19 protein-coding genes and 1 tRNA gene are annotated in these 19,026 nt (G+C 53.1%); 11 read left to right on the forward strand and 9 right to left on the reverse strand.

The features are described from left to right. Positions 1-36: 36 nt before the first annotated feature. From MW898_RS01765 to MW898_RS01775, 3 genes are all read right to left on the reverse strand, one after another. The gene (locus tag MW898_RS01765) at positions 37-1,032 is read right to left on the reverse strand and encodes an NAD-dependent epimerase/dehydratase family protein (protein ID WP_248904012.1); all 996 of its coding nucleotides are present in this window, start codon (positions 1,030-1,032) and stop codon (positions 37-39) included. A gap of 26 nt (positions 1,033-1,058) precedes the next feature. After that, positions 1,059-2,567 carry a sugar transferase gene (locus tag MW898_RS01770; RefSeq protein ID WP_248904014.1) on the reverse strand — a complete coding sequence of 503 codons (1,509 nt, stop codon included), beginning with the start codon at positions 2,565-2,567 and terminating at the stop codon, positions 1,059-1,061. A gap of 461 nt (positions 2,568-3,028) precedes the next feature. Further along, positions 3,029-4,342 carry a sulfatase-like hydrolase/transferase gene (locus MW898_RS01775; RefSeq protein ID WP_248904016.1) on the reverse strand — a complete coding sequence of 438 codons (1,314 nt, stop codon included), beginning with the start codon at positions 4,340-4,342 and terminating at the stop codon, positions 3,029-3,031. A gap of 192 nt (positions 4,343-4,534) precedes the next feature. On the opposite strand from MW898_RS01775, the gene MW898_RS01780 reads away from it, so the two are divergent. Further along, complete coding sequence (locus MW898_RS01780; RefSeq protein WP_248904018.1) at positions 4,535-5,671, forward strand: glycosyltransferase family 4 protein; 1,137 nt, start codon at positions 4,535-4,537, stop codon at positions 5,669-5,671. Between the two features lie 23 nt (positions 5,672-5,694). Here MW898_RS01780 and MW898_RS01785 read toward each other — a convergent pair whose 3' ends face one another. After that, positions 5,695-6,540 carry an undecaprenyl-diphosphate phosphatase gene (locus tag MW898_RS01785; protein WP_248904020.1) on the reverse strand — a complete coding sequence of 282 codons (846 nt, stop codon included), beginning with the start codon at positions 6,538-6,540 and terminating at the stop codon, positions 5,695-5,697. A 323-nt stretch (positions 6,541-6,863) separates the two neighbouring features. Here MW898_RS01785 and MW898_RS01790 point away from each other — a divergent pair, with 323 nt between their 5' ends. Together MW898_RS01790 and MW898_RS01795 are read left to right on the forward strand one after the other, a co-directional pair. Continuing rightward, entirely contained in the window at positions 6,864-8,435 is a 1,572-nt protein-coding gene (locus MW898_RS01790) for an O-antigen ligase family protein (RefSeq protein ID WP_248904021.1), read from the forward strand. A gap of 88 nt (positions 8,436-8,523) precedes the next feature. Then, entirely contained in the window at positions 8,524-8,931 is a 408-nt protein-coding gene (locus MW898_RS01795) for a universal stress protein (RefSeq protein WP_248904022.1), read from the forward strand. 10 nt (positions 8,932-8,941) lie between these two features. Here the strand turns inward: MW898_RS01795 and MW898_RS01800 are convergent, their stop codons facing one another. Then, the gene (locus tag MW898_RS01800) at positions 8,942-10,057 is read right to left on the reverse strand and encodes a mechanosensitive ion channel family protein (protein ID WP_248904023.1); all 1,116 of its coding nucleotides are present in this window, start codon (positions 10,055-10,057) and stop codon (positions 8,942-8,944) included. A 237-nt stretch (positions 10,058-10,294) separates the two neighbouring features. Here MW898_RS01800 and MW898_RS01805 point away from each other — a divergent pair, with 237 nt between their 5' ends. Then, complete coding sequence (locus MW898_RS01805) at positions 10,295-10,516, forward strand: DUF8106 domain-containing protein (RefSeq protein WP_248904024.1); 222 nt, start codon at positions 10,295-10,297, stop codon at positions 10,514-10,516. Between the two features lie 223 nt (positions 10,517-10,739). Here the strand turns inward: MW898_RS01805 and MW898_RS01810 are convergent, their stop codons facing one another. Next, positions 10,740-11,387: a helix-turn-helix domain-containing protein gene (locus MW898_RS01810; RefSeq protein ID WP_248904025.1), complete on the reverse strand. Its 648-nt coding sequence runs from the start codon at positions 11,385-11,387 to the stop codon at positions 10,740-10,742. A gap of 113 nt (positions 11,388-11,500) precedes the next feature. On the opposite strand from MW898_RS01810, the gene MW898_RS01815 reads away from it, so the two are divergent. The 7 genes from MW898_RS01815 (at position 11,501) to MW898_RS01845 (ending at position 15,959) form a co-directional block, all read left to right on the forward strand. After that, entirely contained in the window at positions 11,501-11,809 is a 309-nt protein-coding gene (locus tag MW898_RS01815) for a DUF5785 family protein (protein WP_248904026.1), read from the forward strand. Between the two features lie 76 nt (positions 11,810-11,885). Continuing rightward, positions 11,886-12,227, forward strand: coding sequence for a DUF7344 domain-containing protein (locus tag MW898_RS01820; RefSeq protein WP_248904027.1), 342 nt, complete (start codon positions 11,886-11,888; stop codon positions 12,225-12,227). 115 nt (positions 12,228-12,342) lie between these two features. Beyond that, positions 12,343-13,104, forward strand: a complete 762-nt coding sequence (locus MW898_RS01825; protein WP_248904028.1) for a GTP cyclohydrolase III — start codon at positions 12,343-12,345, stop codon at positions 13,102-13,104. A gap of 104 nt (positions 13,105-13,208) precedes the next feature. Continuing rightward, complete coding sequence (locus MW898_RS01830; protein WP_248904029.1) at positions 13,209-13,745, forward strand: CBS domain-containing protein; 537 nt, start codon at positions 13,209-13,211, stop codon at positions 13,743-13,745. 399 nt (positions 13,746-14,144) lie between these two features. Further along, positions 14,145-15,338, forward strand: coding sequence for a phosphoglycerate kinase (locus MW898_RS01835; protein ID WP_248904030.1), 1,194 nt, complete (start codon positions 14,145-14,147; stop codon positions 15,336-15,338). A 12-nt stretch (positions 15,339-15,350) separates the two neighbouring features. Further along, positions 15,351-15,869: a GNAT family N-acetyltransferase gene (locus MW898_RS01840; protein WP_248904031.1), complete on the forward strand. Its 519-nt coding sequence runs from the start codon at positions 15,351-15,353 to the stop codon at positions 15,867-15,869. 14 nt (positions 15,870-15,883) lie between these two features. Then, positions 15,884-15,959: transfer RNA gene (locus tag MW898_RS01845), tRNA-Thr, on the forward strand. A gap of 249 nt (positions 15,960-16,208) precedes the next feature. On the opposite strand, the gene MW898_RS01850 is transcribed toward MW898_RS01845, so the two are convergent. From MW898_RS01850 to MW898_RS01860, 3 genes are all read right to left on the reverse strand, one after another. Then, positions 16,209-16,364 (reverse strand): hypothetical protein, encoded by a 156-nt coding sequence (locus MW898_RS01850; RefSeq protein WP_248904032.1) that lies wholly within the window; start codon positions 16,362-16,364, stop codon positions 16,209-16,211. A 177-nt stretch (positions 16,365-16,541) separates the two neighbouring features. Beyond that, positions 16,542-16,889 (reverse strand): hypothetical protein, encoded by a 348-nt coding sequence (locus tag MW898_RS01855; protein WP_248904033.1) that lies wholly within the window; start codon positions 16,887-16,889, stop codon positions 16,542-16,544. Positions 16,890-17,035: 146 nt separating this feature from the next. Next, positions 17,036-18,766 (reverse strand): hypothetical protein, encoded by a 1,731-nt coding sequence (locus tag MW898_RS01860; RefSeq protein WP_248904034.1) that lies wholly within the window; start codon positions 18,764-18,766, stop codon positions 17,036-17,038. Between the last annotated feature and the right edge of the window lie 260 nt (positions 18,767-19,026).

The raw sequence follows: 19,026 nt of genomic DNA on the forward strand, positions 1-19,026 counted from the left end.
TTCCCACGTCAAAATTCACGAAGCTCTCGTACTATCTTAATTGTTCGCTTTCGAGAGTAGGTCGAACGCCTCACGGATTGACGATTCGATGCCCCGCTCTGGCTCCCAGTTCAGTTCACTCTGTGCTTTCGATATATCCACATCGAAGTTCGAAACGAGCGTCTCTGTGCGTGGGTTCTCCACCTGTCGAACACGCACATCGATGCCTCGTTCGGTTGCAACTTCTTGAATGAACTCGGCAATATCGAGGACGCTCGGCGCTTTTCGACCAGCAATTTCGAATTTCTCGATCCCGGTCTCACCGCGGTCGCGCTGGTCCAGAACCGCTTCGACGCTCTGAACGTACGCCTGCGCTACGTCCACGACATGAACGTAGTTTCTCGCTTGCGTTCCCGGTTTATAGACAGTGAGATCTTCACCAGCGAGTGCTCGCTCGACGAAGTAGTTGATAACATTATTCCTGGTGACGGTCTGTCCACCCGCACGATGAATTCCGTATAGGTTGCCTTTGAGGAAAAGATGGGCGGGGAACGCATTTGCCGCGAACGACTCGACGATCCGCTCGCCAAGAACTTTCGTTCGGCCGTACCAGTTCATCGGCGTGCGTGGGTGATCGATCGATATTGGAAACTCCTGTGGATCACCGACGATAGCCATGCTCAACGGAAATACCAATCCAGCACCGGTTTTTCGGCACCAGTTCGTGACGTTGGCCGTTCCGACGACGTTGGTCTCGTACGTCAGATCAGGATTCTCAGTACAGTCTGGCACACCACTTATCGCTGCGAGGTGGACCACAACGTCCGCATCAGAAATCGCCGATGCAAGCCGTCGGCGATCGCGGATGTCAACGTGTTTAATAGAAAGGTCGCCGACGGTACGGACGGTCCCGAGATAGAAGTTATCGATCCCGATCAAATTCCAGTCGGGGTGTTTATTTTGAAACGCCTGAATGACGCAACTTCCGGCAAACCCTGCTGCACCAGTAATTGCCACTGTCGGCGTCGTCGCTGGTGTCTCTTCAATCGTCATCACTCACCAACCGAATACAGAGTATATTAACTATTTTCATATTTGACCACATCTTTGAGAACTTTAAACACCTGTCTGATAACGATTTGGAGGTCGAACCAGATGGACTGTTGTCTGATATATTCAACATCGAGCTGCAACTTCCCGTCTGGATTGTGTCCGGTCATATCGTTTATCTGAGCGAGTCCCGTCAATCCGGGCTTGACGAACCAGCGCTGTTTCCATTCAATCATATCGGCTGTGATCTCTCGATCGATCTCTGGACGCTCAGGTCGAGGACCGACAACGCTCATATGTCCCGTGAAAATCGACCAGAGCTGCGGAAGCTCATCGAGATGCGTGCTGCGGAGGATGCGGCCAACGCGAGTAACACGGGGGTCAACGCCTCCTGCATCTTCGTCGCTGATAACCGCTCCCGTCTCCGATTCAGCATCATCCACCATACTCCGGAACTTATAGACGGTGAACGTGCCACCGAACGTCGACGTTCGTTTCTGGGCGTAGATGATCGATCCTGGACTGTCCAGTTTGATAGCGAGCGAGATTACGAGCACCAACGGCGATAGCAGGAGTAGCCCTACACCCGCAAACGTCACGTCGAGCAGTCGCTTCGTCATCCGATCCTGCCAATCCCACGGCTCGAGGTCGATGTCTACCAACTCGTTGTACTGCGTGGAATCACAGGTTAACACGCTGCTCCCGAGTTCATGGGGAACTTTCGCGGTGACACCGTGGCTGTAGCACGTATTGAGGACTCCGAAGAACTCCTCGCGGTCGGTCCGAGAGAACGCCAGAGCGACTGTATCGGCGTCGTGTGTGACTAGAATCTCACTCAGCCTCGAAATCCCCCCGAGATATTCGATGCCCTCAATATCGGGGTACGGGGCGATCGATACCGAACCACCGTCCGTATACCCTGCCATTGGAGCCGATGATTCGGAGCCAGTATCGGAATCAGACCATTCTGCCAGTTGGTTCTTGTGATACGGACTGCTCAGAGAGACATAACCGACGATCGGTATCTCAGTCATGTCGACGAGCTTGGATATGTTCTCCGGATCGTCACCGACGATGATGATGCGTTCGGTCGAACTTCGCTTTTGACGCCGGATGAGTACGTGCCACGCTGGGAGTAACACGAGCAGCCCGGCAGTCGTCAACACGAGCGTTGACCGGGGAAGCCGGTATGTATAATCGAAATATCCGATCGTTGCGAGAATGAACGCTGCAAGCACGACTCGACGCTGTGTCTCGGTAACGACATCGAGTATACGGCGCGGCCGTGGTTTGTACAGCGGGACAAGTGCGAGTAGTACGATAAACAGCACCGTCGCCATTGCAATCGTCAATGCGCTGTTTGGGAGAGTCGTAGCTGGCAGACGATTCAAGACAGGAGCCGATGCCGTTGCCAATCTCTGTACGGAGGGATGATTGGTGACAGCAACCGCTAGTGCCGCGATTGTCCCTGTCCCGATCGAACTCGCCAATCGATATTGCCAACCGGACACCACACCCTTTATTCGATGACCTTGCATATTATTATCCGTCTCCTAATCCGATTCTACCACAATTCTCGATATCAACCTGTGGTGATATGTTTGACTACCTCTGACGAGGGTTCTGCTGGAAAATTCTCTATTTGATTCGCCTTCGGGAGGTTTTCTACTCTCGTGAACTATTTCGAGAACCACGACAAAATGATTACATTTCTTACATTGTTGGATCGTATCTAATATCCAGTAATATGAATGCAATCATACTCTTGTGGTAATCACATGGGTATAACACGAAGATATATTAGTATAATATGTCTGCTCATAATATCGATATGTCTTCAACAGATGTAATACTATAATCAGTCCATAATCATCACTACTTGACAACATGAAGTGACGTTTAATCAGATATTGTACCGTTTGATGGTCATTCATTCTCAGAAATGCCTGATTCAATCGTCAAAGACTGTCGTCGGAGACTGTGTTGGAGTCGGACGAACTCATGCGTATCCAAGATCTTCTAGACGGGCTTTGATCTCATCCGGAACTTCAGTATTCCCCTCAACAGCTCTGACGTCTAGCTCTGCTACGATCGACGCGAGTCGTTCTTTCGGAGACGGTATTCCTGTCTCTCCAGTTTCTTCGTATCCATCAATTGTTTCATAGCCGTAGTACTCATCGACAGCATATCCTCGCTGTGTCGTGTCGTATTGTTCTCGTTCGGTTTCGTCTCCATTTTCTTCGAGCTTCTGCTCGCTCCACGTGGTCAGTCCAAGATACTCCGTGATGCATTCTCGATCGTCGATGGTTCCGAGCAGTGTTTTGCCCCGTCCTTGCGAATCATTGATGCCTGCACTGTCGAGAACCGTTTCGTACACGTCACAAAGGGAGACCGTTTCGGAGCACGTACCATCCATCCCTGGCCCGTAAACGCACAGTGGAACGTGTGTCAGTTCCTTGTAAACGCCGTGTTCGTGGCCCCACGCGCCGTGTTCTCCGAGCATCTCCCCGTGGTCAGCGAGGGTGATGATGTAGTCGAAGTCTCTCGACAAAATATCAAATAGGTTGTTATAGCAGTCTGAAAGATATGTCGCACAATCATCGTACGCCTGTTGAATTTGATCTCCGTCTACGGCTTCGAGACTGATATCGCCGACCGACTTGGTCAGTGCTGGTTCTTCCACGGTTGCATATTCTGGCGGTACGCGGTACGGTTCGTGGGCTTCCATCACATTGATGAAGAGAAATTCGTTGTCACTGAACTCGATATTTTGCACTTCGTCTATCGCTTCGAGTGTCCCACCGTACTCAACGCTTTCCTGCGTATCCAGTGCGAATATGAGTCCCATACGGAGTGACGCAATTGTTTTAGTGTCGCTTCGAAGACACTCGTACACTCCTTCGAGATATTTCTGTAGCCCTGTCGTGTGGGTTTCTCGGCTGAACCTGCGCCAGTCGAACAGCTCCTCATCAGTGAGATGCTCGGATCCGTCTGGCGTTCTGAAATCGGTGAATCCTCTATCGAATCCGAAATGTCCAGTAATGTTTGTATTAGCACTGAACGCCCGCGTGGTGTATCCAGCCGCTGAGAGTCGCTCTGCGAGAACGGGCCTGTCACAGTCCAGTTCCATGTTCTTTGCGTGGACCCCAATTTCGCTCGCATACTGTCCCGTGAAAAATGATGCGTGGGCTGGAACGGTCCAGTTCGCGGTTGAGAATGCACGTTCGAACCGACGCCCGGGAAGCCAATCGAAGTGGCGGTCGAACGCGTCTTTTCGGAGTGTATCGAGGACAACAAGCGCGATGTTTGTCATAGCGTATCGAGACAGATGCTTTCTCCGTTTAGTACAAAAGGAAATCGACAGCGACGACGCAGTCGAGTTGTATTTTTGACGTTTCTAACGTGTAAATCGACAGGTCCACGTTAGCGCTGTCGTCCATGGACTGGTCTAATCAGGAGATCATAATGGAAATCTACCCCGGTTACAATTGCTCCACTATAGATAATGGCTCGAATCGCACTGATACACCCTCAGTATCTAGTCACTGGTGGGGCAGAAGCCGTCTCACTCAACGCCATCGAAGCCCTTCAGGACGAGCACTCCCTCACATTGTTTACGAACCACGAGCCGCAGTTCGACTCGCTCAACGACTACTACGACACTGCTGTCGATCCAAATCGCGTCTCCGTCCGCACACCGCCGATTGCGTCACACTACGTCGACCGCTTCGGTGCACAGAACGGTCTGTTGCTCTATGCATTGCTGAATCGGTACGTCAGACGGTATCTCGATGCGTTCGATCTCGTGGTTGGCACGTACAACGAACTCGCTTGTGAGATCCCTTCTGTGTTGTATCTCCACCACCCGTTGTACGATGTATCGAATCAACACCTCGATCCGCGCAGCAATCAGGGCGCTCGCTATTACTACAAACGTCTCAGTCGCTCAATCGCCGGTGTTTCGAATGCGACCATGAACCATCCATCTACAACGCTGCTGACCAACTCCGACTGGATGGCAGAAAATATAAAAGACGTGTACGGAACGCGTCCGCGGACGGTGTATCCACCGATCGAAACCAGCGCGTTTGCTCCGCCTCCGATTGAAGAACAATCACGTGGGTTCGTCTCGGCCGGTCGTGTCTCGAAGGACAAACAGCTCTTGCGGAGCATCGAGATTTTACAGCGCGTTCGAAATCGAGGACACGATATTACTCTGCATATCGCAGGGCCGCTCCCCAATACGGAGTACGCTGATCGCGTTCGTGTGGCCGCTTCACGCCACGCGTTCGTGACGATAGAAGGACGGCTATCGCGTGATGAACTCGTCTCGGTAATCGAGCGAAATCGCTATGCGATCCACGGCAAGGACTACGAACACTTCGGGATCGTCGTCGGCGAATTCATCGCCGGAGGTGCCCTTCCATTCGTACCGAACACCGGTGGACAGTGCGAAATCCTCGATCAGAACGACGCGCTTCTCTATGAGTCGACTGATGACGCTGTCGAAACGATCGATCACGTGCTCTCTTCGCCAGAGTTCGAACTGTCCCTTCGTGAGGAATTACCGTCCGTCGATGAAGAGTACGGGCAATCGCGGTTTCGACGTGAGATCTGTGACGTTGTTTCGACCGCACTGTGAGTACGATGATAGTCTCGTTCTCTTCAGATCGCCACTATTCCAATTCGTCTTGCAACGAGGAGTCCACCACCAACGATTGCGACTCCTCCCAGACCAAGACAGATTTTCCAGAATGAAATGCGCTCAACGATGCGCATCAGTGCATCGATCGTGAGATAGCCGACGATGGCGCTCACCGTTAGCGCGATCAGTGCACCACTTGGAGAGATACCAGCGAGACTACCGCTTTCGAGGAGTGCAAGCGCACTTCCACCGAGCGCAGCGGGAATGCTCAGCAAAAACGATAATCTGAACGCCGATGGACCATCGTGGCTCCGAAACAAGAGTACACTTGCTGTGACGCCGGATCGAGAGATCCCCGGAAGCACAGCGAACCCCTGAAGCGCCCCAACTAATAGCGCGTCGACGATGTCCGGTTGTTCGCGTGACCCGAGTGCAAGATCGCCGGACACACGCTGGAGTATTCCTGTTACGATGAGCAGTCCGCCAATCAGAATGATCAACATTCCTCCTTGAAGCTTGCCGATGACTTCCCCAAGAAGCAGATACGCCGGAATCCCAACGATTCCGGTCATCAGTGTTGCGATGGCGAGATACGACAGCTCGGCCGTCGAACCGTCGAACGCCTCCGATGGACGCCAGTCCGGAATCGATCGAAGCACAGCTTTGAGCTCGTCGCGGTAGTACGCTGTTGCTGAAACGGCTGTCCCAGCGTGCAAAAACAACGCGAAGGAAACTGCACTGGTGTTACTCTGTCCGAGTGCAGTAAGAGCGATCGTAATGTTTCCCTCGCTTGAGATCGGTAACCATTCGAAAATACCCTGCAGGATCCCAACAATCACCGCAATGAGCGCTGTCTCTCCATCCATGGTATGATTACCAGTGACCGATGGCTAAACGGTTTGGACTTCTTCTCGGATCGCGTTGTACACTCACACCCCTCCGCTTCGTACCTTCCAATACGAACAACATCTCTTAATGATCAGTTATAATTAATGTAAAAATAATGCCACTCGATCTTAACTCACTGTATTCTGTTTGTAACATGGCATCTCATATTCACCATCCAAATACATGTTAAATTATTTCATTCAACAACATAAAATGAGTATTTATTTGGTGATTCCGTTTGCTGTCCCCGACAAACGCATTACCCAGAAACTTTTACCCCTCTGTTACAAGGAGGTACGTAATGAATCGACCAGCCCGATACCTCTTTGCGAGCTTTTTTATGCTGCTCGTTGCCAGCCTGATATTCAATCAAGTCGGAGGACCTGAATCGCTGAGGATATATCATATTATTCCACTGTTCATTGTCTTTGGAGGACTTGGATTCGCGGTCTACGGCTATCACGTGTACGGTTTTGATGGCCGATTCGGACTGCTGTTGTTCACCTACATGCTCTGCATGGTGGTGCTCATCGGTGTTGCCCTCCAGCAGGGAGGACTCGGATTCCCTGCACCGGGGCGAGCAGTAAAGCTGGGACTCATCGCGTTGTTGGTCATGTTTTTCCTTGGCGTCTGCCCAAAGCAGCTTCGATTCATTAAGCAGACGTGGGTATACCTCTTTGCGTTTTTCGTGTTGTTCTCGATTCATCTCCTTCACGCAGTGCCGTTGTCACCCTCAGGTGGCTCTGCATCAGTCCCGATTTGGGCCGGATTTCTGATGGGCCTGAATCTGTTCGTTATCCCGCGATACGTTTCCCGCAATACGTTCTTGTGGGTGCTCAGTCTCTTCGCAAGTGTCTCGGTGTTGCTCGGTGCTCTGGCGTACTCCATCGGCCCCTACAGCGTTCTTGGAATGAATGTCACATTGTGGGACGAAACGTTCTCACCGATCTTCGTGAGTGGACAGCTTTATCCTCTCGAGTCGGTGTTTCCGAATCCAAACACGTTCGGATTTATCGGATTCATGGGTGCTGCCGCCGCGATTATGTTGGCAATCGGCCAGTTCCCGAGTAGTAACAGCGATCACGAGGGACAAAGCGTCCGCGCTGATGGTGCTTCGGCGACGGTTCTCTCGTTCCCATACATGTTTTCGCTCGGGCTGTCGTTTTTCGCCGGCGTTCTATTCGTGATCAATGTGCTGGGTATGTATCTCTCTAACAGTCGTGCCAGCTATCTCGCTCTCGCGATGGCACTCTTGTTGTTTTTCTCCTACATTACTCTCGGCCGTCGGAGTCTCCCCTTCGCCTTCGTCGGTCTCACGAGTGTTGTACTGCTGTTCTTGTTCTTACTTCCGCAACTCGGCATCAGTGCCTCTGGACGGTTCGCTCTCTGGTCTGGCGCGCTCGAAGCATTTCTCCAGCAACCGAAACTACTCGGAGAGGGAATTATCAATACAAAAGAGTTCATCGCGCCGTACGTCGAGGAGCCGTACAGCGGACACAGCCCGCACAACTCGTATCTGAATATCTTCCTCCGGGCTGGCTTGATCGGTGGTGGGATGTACCTTCTCATCATCGTTGGGAGTCTCTTCTCTGGTGCGCTCCGGAGAGACCGTGTCGACGTACCCGCCCTCGTGCTCGCGTTCGGTTGTGCTATCCATCAGATGTTTGAGGCATACTCGCTCTTCTGGTATACGATCATGGCTGTGATCAGTTCGCTTGCGTTCGGATATCTCATCATGAACGGCGCGTGGATTGACCAACCCGAAGAGCCAGCGAACGACCGTAAGCGGAACCGGAACTCCCGCAAGTCTCGAAATACATCCCGAAGTAAGTCTCGAAGCGAGACGTGGTCGCGCCCAGAGTGGAATCGGTGACTGTGTCGGCGTAATTTGAAACGTTTCTGTTCTTTATTGGATCGGTACCGAGTTGTTCATACCTGCTCTCATCGTATCCAGCCTGCTGATGACACTGGTCGTCGTTCCGGTTCGGTATCCCTTATCGAAGCATTCGCATGACACGCTGGAGATCGGAGCAGCGATCGCCCGCGAGCGTAGCGCCGAGCTTACGGTTCTTCATGTCAATATCTATCAGAATGGGGGAAGGATCACGCGCCGCGACCTCAAATCGGCTGTTAAGCGAGCCGTTGGTACTCTTCCACCAACGCGTTATGTCGTCCGTGACGGCTTTTTTGTCGAGGAAAGCATCCTTGATGAGGTTGCAAATGAGGCGGCAGACGTCGTCGTCATTGGTCGTGAAGAGGCATCCCGCCTCCGACAGCTCGTTCGTCGTCTGAGGGATGAGCCAGACATCGAGCGATATCTCCGCAATCGACTCGACTGTGAGATAATAACTGTTCCGACAGGAACGTAGCGTAGGCAGGTCAGTCGTCGGCTTCCGGCTCTGCAGGCGCACGCGGTGGGCGGTCTTCTGCCGTTGATTCGTGGGTCATATTGACGTTGAGCTCCCCGCTCGTTTCGTCAAAGACGACGTGTGAGTGAGGGTAGGCGAGTTCCACGTCAACGTCGTCGAGACGTTTCCATATTGCTTCTTGAATCCGAGAGCGCATCGTGAGCGGCTTGTACGGATCTCTCGTCCAGTAGCGGAGTCGGAGTTTGACGCTGCTGTTGGCGAACTGATCGATGAAGCACGTTGGTGCAGCGGGATAGCGCGAACTCCCGATGCGGATGTCTGGTCCGCCCTGAATGACTCCATCAATATCGCGAGCGGCGTTTTCGATGAGTGTACGCGCCTTCTCGATGTCGCTCTCGTAGGTGACACCGATGTCGAGCGTGTAGCGGGTCCGGGTGTCCTCAGCCGAATGGTTGATCACGTCCCGTTCGCGCATCGACCCATTCGGGACGACGAGGAACGTATTTTCGAGCGTGAATATCTTCGTGTAGCGGATCGTGATATCCTCGACGAACCCGCGTTGGCCTGTTTCGGCCAGTTCGATCATGTCCCCAACCTCGTAGGGCTGGTCGGCGAGAACGAACAGTCCGGAGATGACGCTCCCAACGATGGGCGCGAGCACGACACCAACCATGGCGGAGAAGACCGTGACAGAGAGAACGATGTTGGTGCCATTGATCCCGTAGATATACACGATGATGAACAGAATTCCAACACCGTACACGCTCATCCGAATGATCCGGAGCACTGTCCGCGAGACGCTCGGACGACGGAATCGTCGGGCCACACGCCGACCCAGCATCTGCGTGACGTACTTAGACGCGTACCACGTGACGATGAGGACGAGTATCGTCAGGAGCAGCTTTGCAACGTCTTGGGGAAACCCCCAATCCTTGAACCACTCAAGCCACCAGTGTGCAATATTGGCGAGGCCCTCACTCGCTTGTTGGCTGGCCGGTTCCTTGGTGGTCGATTGACCAAGTGGTCCTCCCGCCCCAGATTGATTCGTCGTAGTAGAATTGGCCGCAGCAGTCGTAGTAGTAGCATTCGGACTCTGTGCCGACAGCGTCCGACCCCCCTCCCTCATGTCTGTGGTCACTCTAGGAAGGGGAAAAAGCATTGCGACCCGTGAAATTGCCATTACAGCGTTCAGATTTGTTCATATTTGGCATCCATATTGATCGGTGTATAGTGTTACTTTGTCACTCATAATCACGCTTCATCATCAATGATGGAAGAATCACGGCCTGTAACCCTCTGAATATCAAATACTACTGCAACAAAGCCACCAGATCTATATCGGTGCTTCATCTAGTATCAAACAATGAATCTCATGAGTGTTCGGCAGCGATCGTCGGATCGAACCCAACGGGGGATCGGACGCAAGGCAACACTCGTCTGTCCCACCTGCGGCCACGAGAGTCCGAGCGGTACTGATGGCGACTGGGTTATCACTGAAGAAACGAACGACGATATCCGCCGCGTTACGTATGATTGTCCCGTCTGTTGGACGAGCGTCGTCGTTCAGCCTCGGTTCGAGCGCTGATCGATCGTCGAAACGGCGAGAGAGTGTCCTCAGAGGCCGTTCGTACGGAATTCGGTGTGTTCATAATTAGCACGAGTTTGTCGCTCATTGATTTAGAATCCCAGTAGAGAGCGCCGGAGCCACCGTTCGCCCGACAATCGCACGAACCGCAGTCGCGCTGCAGAAGATGGGCCGTTGGTGTAGATTACAGATCGACTGTAAGCGGGGATCGAAACACCGAGAGCTAAAAGAGTCGGGGGACAACGGACGCTTCGGCTTTTCGGAGATGTTCGTCGACGGTGCTCGGGGCACATCCGAGTTCATCAGCGATGTCTTGGTGTGTGGCGCAGCGGGGAACGTCGTAGTAACCGTGTTCGACAGCAGTTTCGAACACTTCGAGCTGTCGTTCTGTGAGCAGCGAGAGAAGATTGTTAGTGTCTGGATAGTACCCACCAGCATCGTGGACCGAAACGTCGATCTCGTCAGGAATCGACTGGAGGACGTTTCGAAGACTGGTGTCAATTCCAACAAGTGTCACGAACAGGTTGTTTTCGTCGAAGGTAATCGGTGTGTCGATAATGAGTGCGTGTTCGTGTGAAAGTTGGACGAGCTGTCCGACAGGATGCGACACATCGAGATGAAGGAATACGTAGACGCTCCCGTCTTCGACAGGGACGATCTCATAATTGAGAACATCATCGTGATCTCTGACGGTCGCTTCGATCGTCTCACGGTTGCCCGCGAGCTGATACAGCACGATGAACGTCTCGTTGAACCGAGCGTTGAAATGCAATAGTGTCTCTCGGGTAATGCTATCTTGTGCTGCGAGACAGTGGTCTATCGGGTGGAACACGAGTTGTGTCGGCCCGAGTGAGAGTGTGAGATACTTCATGATCTATGAACCCCGTAGTAGAAAGCCGAGCAGAACCGCCCCTTACTATTGTGACAAATCCGTCCAAACGTCGGAAGGGAACGTTTAACCCGACACTGTTCCCACCCACGGTTATGGAGTGGCCCCACGATCCAGACTCAGACGAGGGGAGCGAAGGAATGCGCAAGTACGGAATGGCGATTCTTGCCAAGAAAGTCGATGAAGACGACTTCCCGCTTTCGAAAGATCAGTTCCACGAACAAGTTAGCGACCATCCGATTCGTATCGACCACGAGACGGTCGTCAGCGTTGATGACATTCTCGACGGTGTTGAGGCCGATGTGTTCGAGGATATCCAATCATTCCACCGGACGGTGGGCAGCGCGATGCGCAATCAGGATTACTGGACGTACGATCCCGACGAAGCGACGAGCAACGGGTAGCGGTCTTCTTTCTGTGCACAGTATAGTGTGTGAACATACGCCACACTTATTCAGTCAGGATCGCATAGCAGCACGTATGGCAGTCGATTCATCGAACGCGGACGAGTCAGAACACGAACGGCTCCCCGAGACGGTGGTTGAGGATCTGCTGGACGATCCACGACGCCGGGCGATGCTTCGGTTGCTGGGAACACACGACGGCTCAATCAGAATGACACAACTCGCAGCACGCGTCATCGCAGATGAGCGATCGATTCCCATTGATGCAGTCTCTCTCGAGGAACGCCGGCGCGTCTGTGATACTCTCTATGAGTGCCATCTTCCGAAACTCACTGCAACAACTGTCATTCGGTACAATTCGCGACAGGCAAGCGTCGAACTCGACGAGAAAGCAACACAGCTGTTGGATCGACTCTAATTATCGCAACCGACATTGGTCGCCGTAAATTGGCACAGCCACAATCTGCGTGACGTTGTGCTTTTAGCTCCAGCCGGATCGAAGCACGAATATCCATGAATCAATAAGGACGGATGTGACGAACACGCAGGTCACGCTCATCCAGATCGACAACTATGGGCCGTGGACGGTAACGCCTGAACCACGCCGCGAGGTCGACCTTCAGACGCTTCAATCTCGATTGTACGCTGATCTCTCGCAACTGTTCGGCAACCGAGAGGGATACGTCTTCTTCTCTCGGTTCGACAATATGATCGCCGTTACCAACGGCTTAGACATGGATGCGCACGCGCTCATTCAAGAATCGGTTGGTAATCGATATCCAGTGACCGTCAGTCTAAGTGTTGCCGTCGATCCCAATCCTGTTGATGCACTTGGGTTGGCGACGAGTCGGCTGCAGGATGCCGGCAGTGCTCAGGATCGGACGAGACGGGAGATCCTCCGCGGAGAATCCCTCACTGAATCCATGCGTACGGAAGACGACGTCCAGATCGCTCACTTCGATGTGAACGACGCGACTGACCGCTACACCGACAAACTGAACGAGTTCGATACGTTCATTCACATTGAACAAGGTTACGCCGAGTTGATGCGTTATATGCGGATGGCCCACGATTCGCTCTCGTTTTTCGTCGGTGGGGACAACGTCATCTCGGTCTGTTCATCGATCGGCCGATCGGAGTACGCCGATGCCGTCGAACACGTTCAGGATGCGGTTGGCGTCGACCTCAAAGTCGGTGTTGGACGCAACCGGTCAGTACAGGCTGCCGGTATGATGGCGAAACACGCGCTTGAACAGTGTAGAGAAGACGAAACGGCTGTCGAACTCGGTTGGTGATCATAGACGTCACTGACCGATTATTGCCGAACGTGAGCCTAAGCGTCCATCTCACATAATAGTGCTGGGATACGCTTTACTTGGTCCAAGAGATACGTTTCGACATGGAATCTCACATGACCGTTCGTGATGTATTGTTGCCCGAATTTGTGGGTGCAAGCGAGAGCGATACCGTTCAGGCGAGTGCTCGTTTGCTTCTCGAAGAACGGGCGAACCATCTCGTCGTTCTCCGCGGAAACGATCCGGTCGGATTGGTCAGTGTCCGTCGACTTCTCCAGCAGTATGTCGATGGCGACGCTGCCGATACGACGCTCGGTGACGTGATGACGGATGAGTACGAGACCATCACGCCAGATATCTCCGTGAGTGCGGCTGCCGATCGCTTTGTCGGGGCCTCGCGGCCGTTGCTCGTCATGGATAACGGTACGCTTATCGGACTCTTGACGGAGAGAGATCTCCTGACCGCACCGCACAGTGAACCATCAGACGATACGATATTCGTCGAGGAAAAAGGATCGAACCCGACGCCCATCGATGAGGCGACAGCCGATCAAGGGATCTGTGAAGCGTGTGGTGCATTCACTCGAACACTAACTGTGACCGACGGACGCTCTCTGTGCTCGGACTGTCAAGACGTGTGAATCCTGATTCAACTCGATTCGGAGATTTGTGCGACACCGTCTGTGGTAGATCGTTGTACTCACCGAGTTCTGTAATCAACTGTCTCCGATATTTGGACTGACCTCGGGCAGCGATGGCTGTACTATCGAAGATCGTCGCACGTGCATCGCATGGTTCCGATGTGGACTGGTTTCGTCGTATGGTACGCGTTGTGTCGTTAGTCAGAGACGGAGAATGGGTATGGTGGCTGAAAAACGAGTACCCAAACTGTAGTAAATTCTTTTTCCTGAATCTTTTTACTATGTTTTTGCCTCAATTCTATGCACGGGAGAAAGATCCAATAGTTCAATCATGCGTGATGGGCATTCGTCCGGATATAGAACACAACACCTTTCGTAGATCGCGCAGGAATCACGGATATGATACGGACGCTCGATGATCTCGACGCGGAGGGAACCGCGGTCGGGGTGCGGGTCGACATCAATAGTCCGCTTTCTGAGTCCGGGGATGGGTTGGCCGACGATGCTCGATTGCGGGCGCACGTTGGCACGCTCTCGGAGCTCACGGAGCGGGGAGCACGCGTAGCCCTCCTTGCCCATCAGGGCCGACCAGCTGGTGATGCGTTTAGTTCGCTTGCTGCGCACGCAGAGCGGCTTGACGATCTGCTCTCGGCCCCTGTCGAGTACGTCGATGCCACATTCTGCTCGGACGCTCGGAGGCGCGTCGAGGCGCTTGAGGCGGGTTCGGTGCTCGTTCTCGAAAACACCCGCTTTTACAGTGAGGAGAACATGTCGTTCGATCCAGCTGATGCGGCCGAGACGCATCTCGTCGTGAACCTCTCATCGGTGTTCGATGCGTTCGTGAACGACGCATTCGCCGCTGCCCACCGGTCCCAACCATCAATCGTCGGATTCGCCGAGCAGCTTCCGAGCTTTGCGGGGCGTGTGATGGAACGCGAACTCGAAGCGCTCGGAAACATCGGTGAACGAGCGTCGCCGCGCGTATACGTCCTCGGTGGAGCGAAGGTCGACGATTCCATCGAGATCGCAGAAACCGTTCTTGAGTCGGGGTTGGCCGATACAGTTCTCACGGCTGGTGTCGTTGGGAACACCTTCCTGCACGCCTCGGGCGTCTCGCTCGGGTCTGAGAGCGATTCGGTTGTCGAATCACGCGCTCGTGACCGACTCGGTCTCGCTGAATCGCTGCTCGAACGGTATCCGGATCGCATCCGTATGCCCAACGATATCGCTATCGAACGGGGCGATGAGCGAATTGAGGTGGCTGTCGAAGAGCTTCCGGTTGATGAACCGGCCCTCGATGTTGGCCAGCGAACCATCGATGCATACGCAGACGTGTTCGAAACTGCCGGAACGGCGATTCTCAACGGTCCTGCTGGGGTCTTCGAAGAGGAACGTTTCGCAGTCGGGACGCGGGGGCTGTTCCAAGCCGCGACGGCTGCCGGATTCTCGATCGTCGGTGGTGGCGATACGGCTGCTGCGATCCGTCGGCTCGGTCTCTCTGGATTTGACCACGTGAGTACCGGCGGTGGGGCAGCGCTTGCGATGTTGACCGGCGAGCCGCTGCCAGCCGTTTCGGCTCTCGATTCGGCGTGAGTGAATACTGGTATGGAGATCGACACCCCGAGCCGAGCCGAGGCAGACATCCTCGCTGACCTCTGGGTGTCGCTTGCTCGTGGTCAGCACAATCACGGGTCTCATCTCGCAGCCGAAACCAATCGCACGCCGATCTACGAGTCTATCTGTCAACACATCGTTACTGATGGTGTCCGCGTCGCTCGCGACTCCGATGCTATCGATCAGGAACACGCCGATGGTGAGCACGTCGAGACCGATATCGTCGGATTCATTATGTTCACCGCGCGTACTGGTCGTTACGAGGAGACCGTTTCGGCCGGCGTCATCGAGAACCTCTATGTGATGCCCGATTGGCGGAGTGAAGGGATCGGCTCCGCACTCCTTTCGACGGCCGAAGACGAACTCGAAGCAGACGGAATCGAGATCATCACGCTCGATGTAATGGCCTCGAACAGAGCTGCCCGACGCTTCTACTCGCGCCATGGCTACGCCACCCACCGGGTGACAATGGCAAAACGCAAAACCGATACACACTCAAAGGATGAGTGATCATATACAGATGCGCCAAGGGAGCTTGGGCCCGGTGCAAGCACTCGATTTGTAATCGAGAATACGTGGGTTCAAATCCCACCCTTGGCTTGACTCTTCCAACACGAAGTTCGTACCTGTTGGTGTCTGTCATTTCATAGGTTGGATGAGAATCGGTAGCGTGACTTTGACGCCTCCCGTCCAGATCGGCGGAGGAATCGTCGGTTATGAATGTCCAGACTGTGGGGTTGTTGTGTTCGATTTTTTCTTGAGAGATTCCTTTCTGCGCGTTTGATGGTCTCATCGACAGATTTGCCGCTCCGTTTGAGCGTTCTCGTCTGTTCTATCAGTAACTGTCCGTCATTCGTTCGTGGACGTAGCAGCAAGCAATTCCTGAATGTGTTCGTCTGCCCAATCGTACACCTCTTCCATCTCCTCTATCATATCTTCGTACTCCCCGTACGCGTTCTCGGCGAAGGTGACACAGTCCTTGTAACATCCACGAGTTCGTGGCACATCTCGGTAACCGCATCAACCCATCCCTGTTTCGTAACCACCAAAGAGGTATCAATATCGAGCCTGTTGCATAGCGACCACAACCACACCACTGTCTACCGTTTAGTTATCCATCGATAGAATTCGATACTGAGCTTAAATTGCTGTTAGTTAGGACGTTAGATTTAACAGTATCCATCACTCTGTTGTGTTAGTGTTACTAATGCTGATTATGTCTGCTTGAACATCCGGGAGGTACAACCGAGTGCCAATAGTAATATTATCTGACTCGATCAATTCATCAATATCATCAGAATAATACACAGCCGAGACTAAACCGTACCCAATATCAAGCAATATTGAACGCTCGTTCGAGTCAATTTCACGAATCTCACCAACGAAATCATAGTTCCATTTACTTGCCGGAGATTTTGGGTGGCTGATGCCAATCTTCTTATCAGTATTCTCATATATATCATCATATAGATCAAGTCTAATACTTACATCGATATTCTCTCCAACCATCTCTTCTTCGACGACAGGCATAGGTAGATCAAACAGTCGAATCTCGAATCCGTTCTGCAATTTCGCTCGTACTGTCTGATCGTAAACTGTCCCTTGGTAGATCGCTTCTGGCTCGATTCCGAGGACTTGAATACGTATTTTGGAGGTTGTAACCATCTTTAGAACTATTAGTGATATTTCGATTTAGCGGGTATGGATGTGACAATATACCCGTTATCACCAACAATTACAGATATTGGCTCACCCGAGTCCGTCACGTATCCATACGCTGTCCCACCACCCTCTTTCTCTGGTATTCTCTTTGGCTCTCCTTCCTTGATTGTTTTATAAATAATGTCCATCATTTCGTCTTTATTTGAAACTTTGTATCTTTTATAGAACTGGTCTTCATGTCTTTGGAGAATGTGCTTCCAACCAGCACCACCATTCCCTTTTTCGAGCCAGACGACTTCCCCGTCACCCCAACGTTTCTGTTTCGGATTGACGGCCATCATCGTCTCATCCACGTTGCCCTGCTTGCCAATATGGCGGTAGTTGGCGTCGGTCAGACCGTCGTCTACAAACCGTCCGTTCTGGATCGTCTTTTTAATATCGGCTGTTGACCGTCCTCCATCAGTAACGAGTCGTTTCCCTTCATTCGGATTCTTCTTAGGCTTCTTCGAGAGCGCGCCTTTCTCCGCCCGATTGATGATCTCATCGACGGACTTCCCGCTCTGTTTGAGTTCACTCGCCTTCCCTCCGGAGAAGATATCCAGCAGTTTCACAGAAAGCGAGTCCGGCATATGGGGGGCGACGTGCTTGGCGAGCAGGGACCCGATCTCGTCACCTTTGGACGGGAATCGTTTGATCCAGTCTTTGGCGAAATCGAGTGCTTTGGCGCTGTTTGCGCTCGCTCCAACGACAGGAGCGATGGCCATTCCTGAGATGATAGCCTCACCCCACTTTCCGTTGGCCCCGTGCTGAATCGCATCGCGCACGTCTGCCGCGTCACCGAGACCGGGGACAAAGCCCACAGCCATGTGAGCGAGCGCATAAAACGGCGAAGCGTGCGTGGATTGGGTTTGCGCCCCGTCCGGCATCCCGGTGGCACCGTAGACCAGTCCGTCTTTGAACGCCGTCGCATCATCCTCCTGCAGCGTGATCCCCGCGATCGTCACCATCGAGTCCGAATCAGACTCAGTGTCTGGGTTCGTCGTGTCTTTCTCGTTAGGCTGTGTTCGCTCGGTGTCCGACTGTTTCGTCCCACCACCCGATGCCTGTCCGCCACTGGTTCCGGTTTCTATCGGTCCGCCAGCGCGCGCGCTCGACACATCGGTGCTGGTGTGCAGCGTCATCGACGGCTGTAACTTCGAACCTTGTTCGACCTCCCGCGTATCGACAGCCACGCTCACCGTGAGCGGCGTGCCCGGCTGAAGCGTGACAGCCTGTCCTCTGCCTTCAAATGGCGCTCCTGCCGTTCCTCGTTCGAAGGCGACGGCGTCGCTGTCGTCAGTGAGCCACACCTCCACTGGCTGGGTGCCCTGATTAGTGATCGTAAAGACGTTCTGTACGCGCGTTATGGCGTTCGGATTCACCCCTTTACCCTTCGCGGTAGCCACCTCTGTCAACGAGACGCGTAATCGCCCGTTCTGCTGGGTCGCGTACGCACCGTTGGGACCATCCGACGGCTGAAGCGCGAGATACCCGCTTGCATCCCCAGCAACGCGCACGTTCGCATCTCGTGATGCCGACAAATTCGAAAATGCGCCGGTAGCGTAGATGGCACTCGTGATCAACCCGATAGCAATCAGCACGATCGCAAGGCGACGGAGACGAAGCATGGATATGATGGCTCTGAGACGAACACGCACCACCACGGCCCACCGATCGACCGACAACGATGCGGTATCGCTACCCATCAGACGAACTGCATACTCTTTGTATTAGCCTGCTTGAAGATCTTCAAGCTCAGCTTGAAACCACTCACTCACTGTTCACGACTGTTTAACACTAGGCTAAAGAGTAATACGAGCCATTTCAATTCGAGATAGCTACTCTAACGAGATCGAATCGTACAGATACCAACGTACTAGTGATGAATTCGAATCGTACTTTCTCTTAGAGTATCGCCTCGATCACACGCTCAATCCACGGCGGTTTTGATCCCTCGCTTGGTATC

Source organism: Halocatena marina (assembly GCF_023276375.1).
Taxonomy (GTDB): Archaea; Halobacteriota; Halobacteria; order Halobacteriales; family Haloarculaceae; genus Halocatena; species Halocatena marina.

Coding starts and splice junctions, on each gene's coding strand:
- MW898_RS01765 (WP_248904012.1), bottom strand. CDS start 1,032: ATGACGATTGAAGAGACACCAGCGACGACGCCGACAGTGGCAATTACT.
- MW898_RS01770 (WP_248904014.1), bottom strand. CDS start 2,567: ATGCAAGGTCATCGAATAAAGGGTGTGGTGTCCGGTTGGCAATATCGA.
- MW898_RS01775 (WP_248904016.1), bottom strand. CDS start 4,342: ATGACAAACATCGCGCTTGTTGTCCTCGATACACTCCGAAAAGACGCG.
- MW898_RS01780 (WP_248904018.1), top strand. CDS start 4,535: ATGGCTCGAATCGCACTGATACACCCTCAGTATCTAGTCACTGGTGGG.
- MW898_RS01785 (WP_248904020.1), bottom strand. CDS start 6,540: ATGGATGGAGAGACAGCGCTCATTGCGGTGATTGTTGGGATCCTGCAG.
- MW898_RS01790 (WP_248904021.1), top strand. CDS start 6,864: ATGAATCGACCAGCCCGATACCTCTTTGCGAGCTTTTTTATGCTGCTC.
- MW898_RS01795 (WP_248904022.1), top strand. CDS start 8,524: ATGACACTGGTCGTCGTTCCGGTTCGGTATCCCTTATCGAAGCATTCG.
- MW898_RS01800 (WP_248904023.1), bottom strand. CDS start 10,057: ATGAGGGAGGGGGGTCGGACGCTGTCGGCACAGAGTCCGAATGCTACT.
- MW898_RS01805 (WP_248904024.1), top strand. CDS start 10,295: ATGAATCTCATGAGTGTTCGGCAGCGATCGTCGGATCGAACCCAACGG.
- MW898_RS01810 (WP_248904025.1), bottom strand. CDS start 11,387: ATGAAGTATCTCACACTCTCACTCGGGCCGACACAACTCGTGTTCCAC.
- MW898_RS01815 (WP_248904026.1), top strand. CDS start 11,501: ATGGAGTGGCCCCACGATCCAGACTCAGACGAGGGGAGCGAAGGAATG.
- MW898_RS01820 (WP_248904027.1), top strand. CDS start 11,886: ATGGCAGTCGATTCATCGAACGCGGACGAGTCAGAACACGAACGGCTC.
- MW898_RS01830 (WP_248904029.1), top strand. CDS start 13,209: ATGGAATCTCACATGACCGTTCGTGATGTATTGTTGCCCGAATTTGTG.
- MW898_RS01835 (WP_248904030.1), top strand. CDS start 14,145: ATGATACGGACGCTCGATGATCTCGACGCGGAGGGAACCGCGGTCGGG.
- MW898_RS01840 (WP_248904031.1), top strand. CDS start 15,351: ATGGAGATCGACACCCCGAGCCGAGCCGAGGCAGACATCCTCGCTGAC.
- MW898_RS01855 (WP_248904033.1), bottom strand. CDS start 16,889: ATGCCTGTCGTCGAAGAAGAGATGGTTGGAGAGAATATCGATGTAAGT.
- MW898_RS01860 (WP_248904034.1), bottom strand. CDS start 18,766: ATGGGTAGCGATACCGCATCGTTGTCGGTCGATCGGTGGGCCGTGGTG.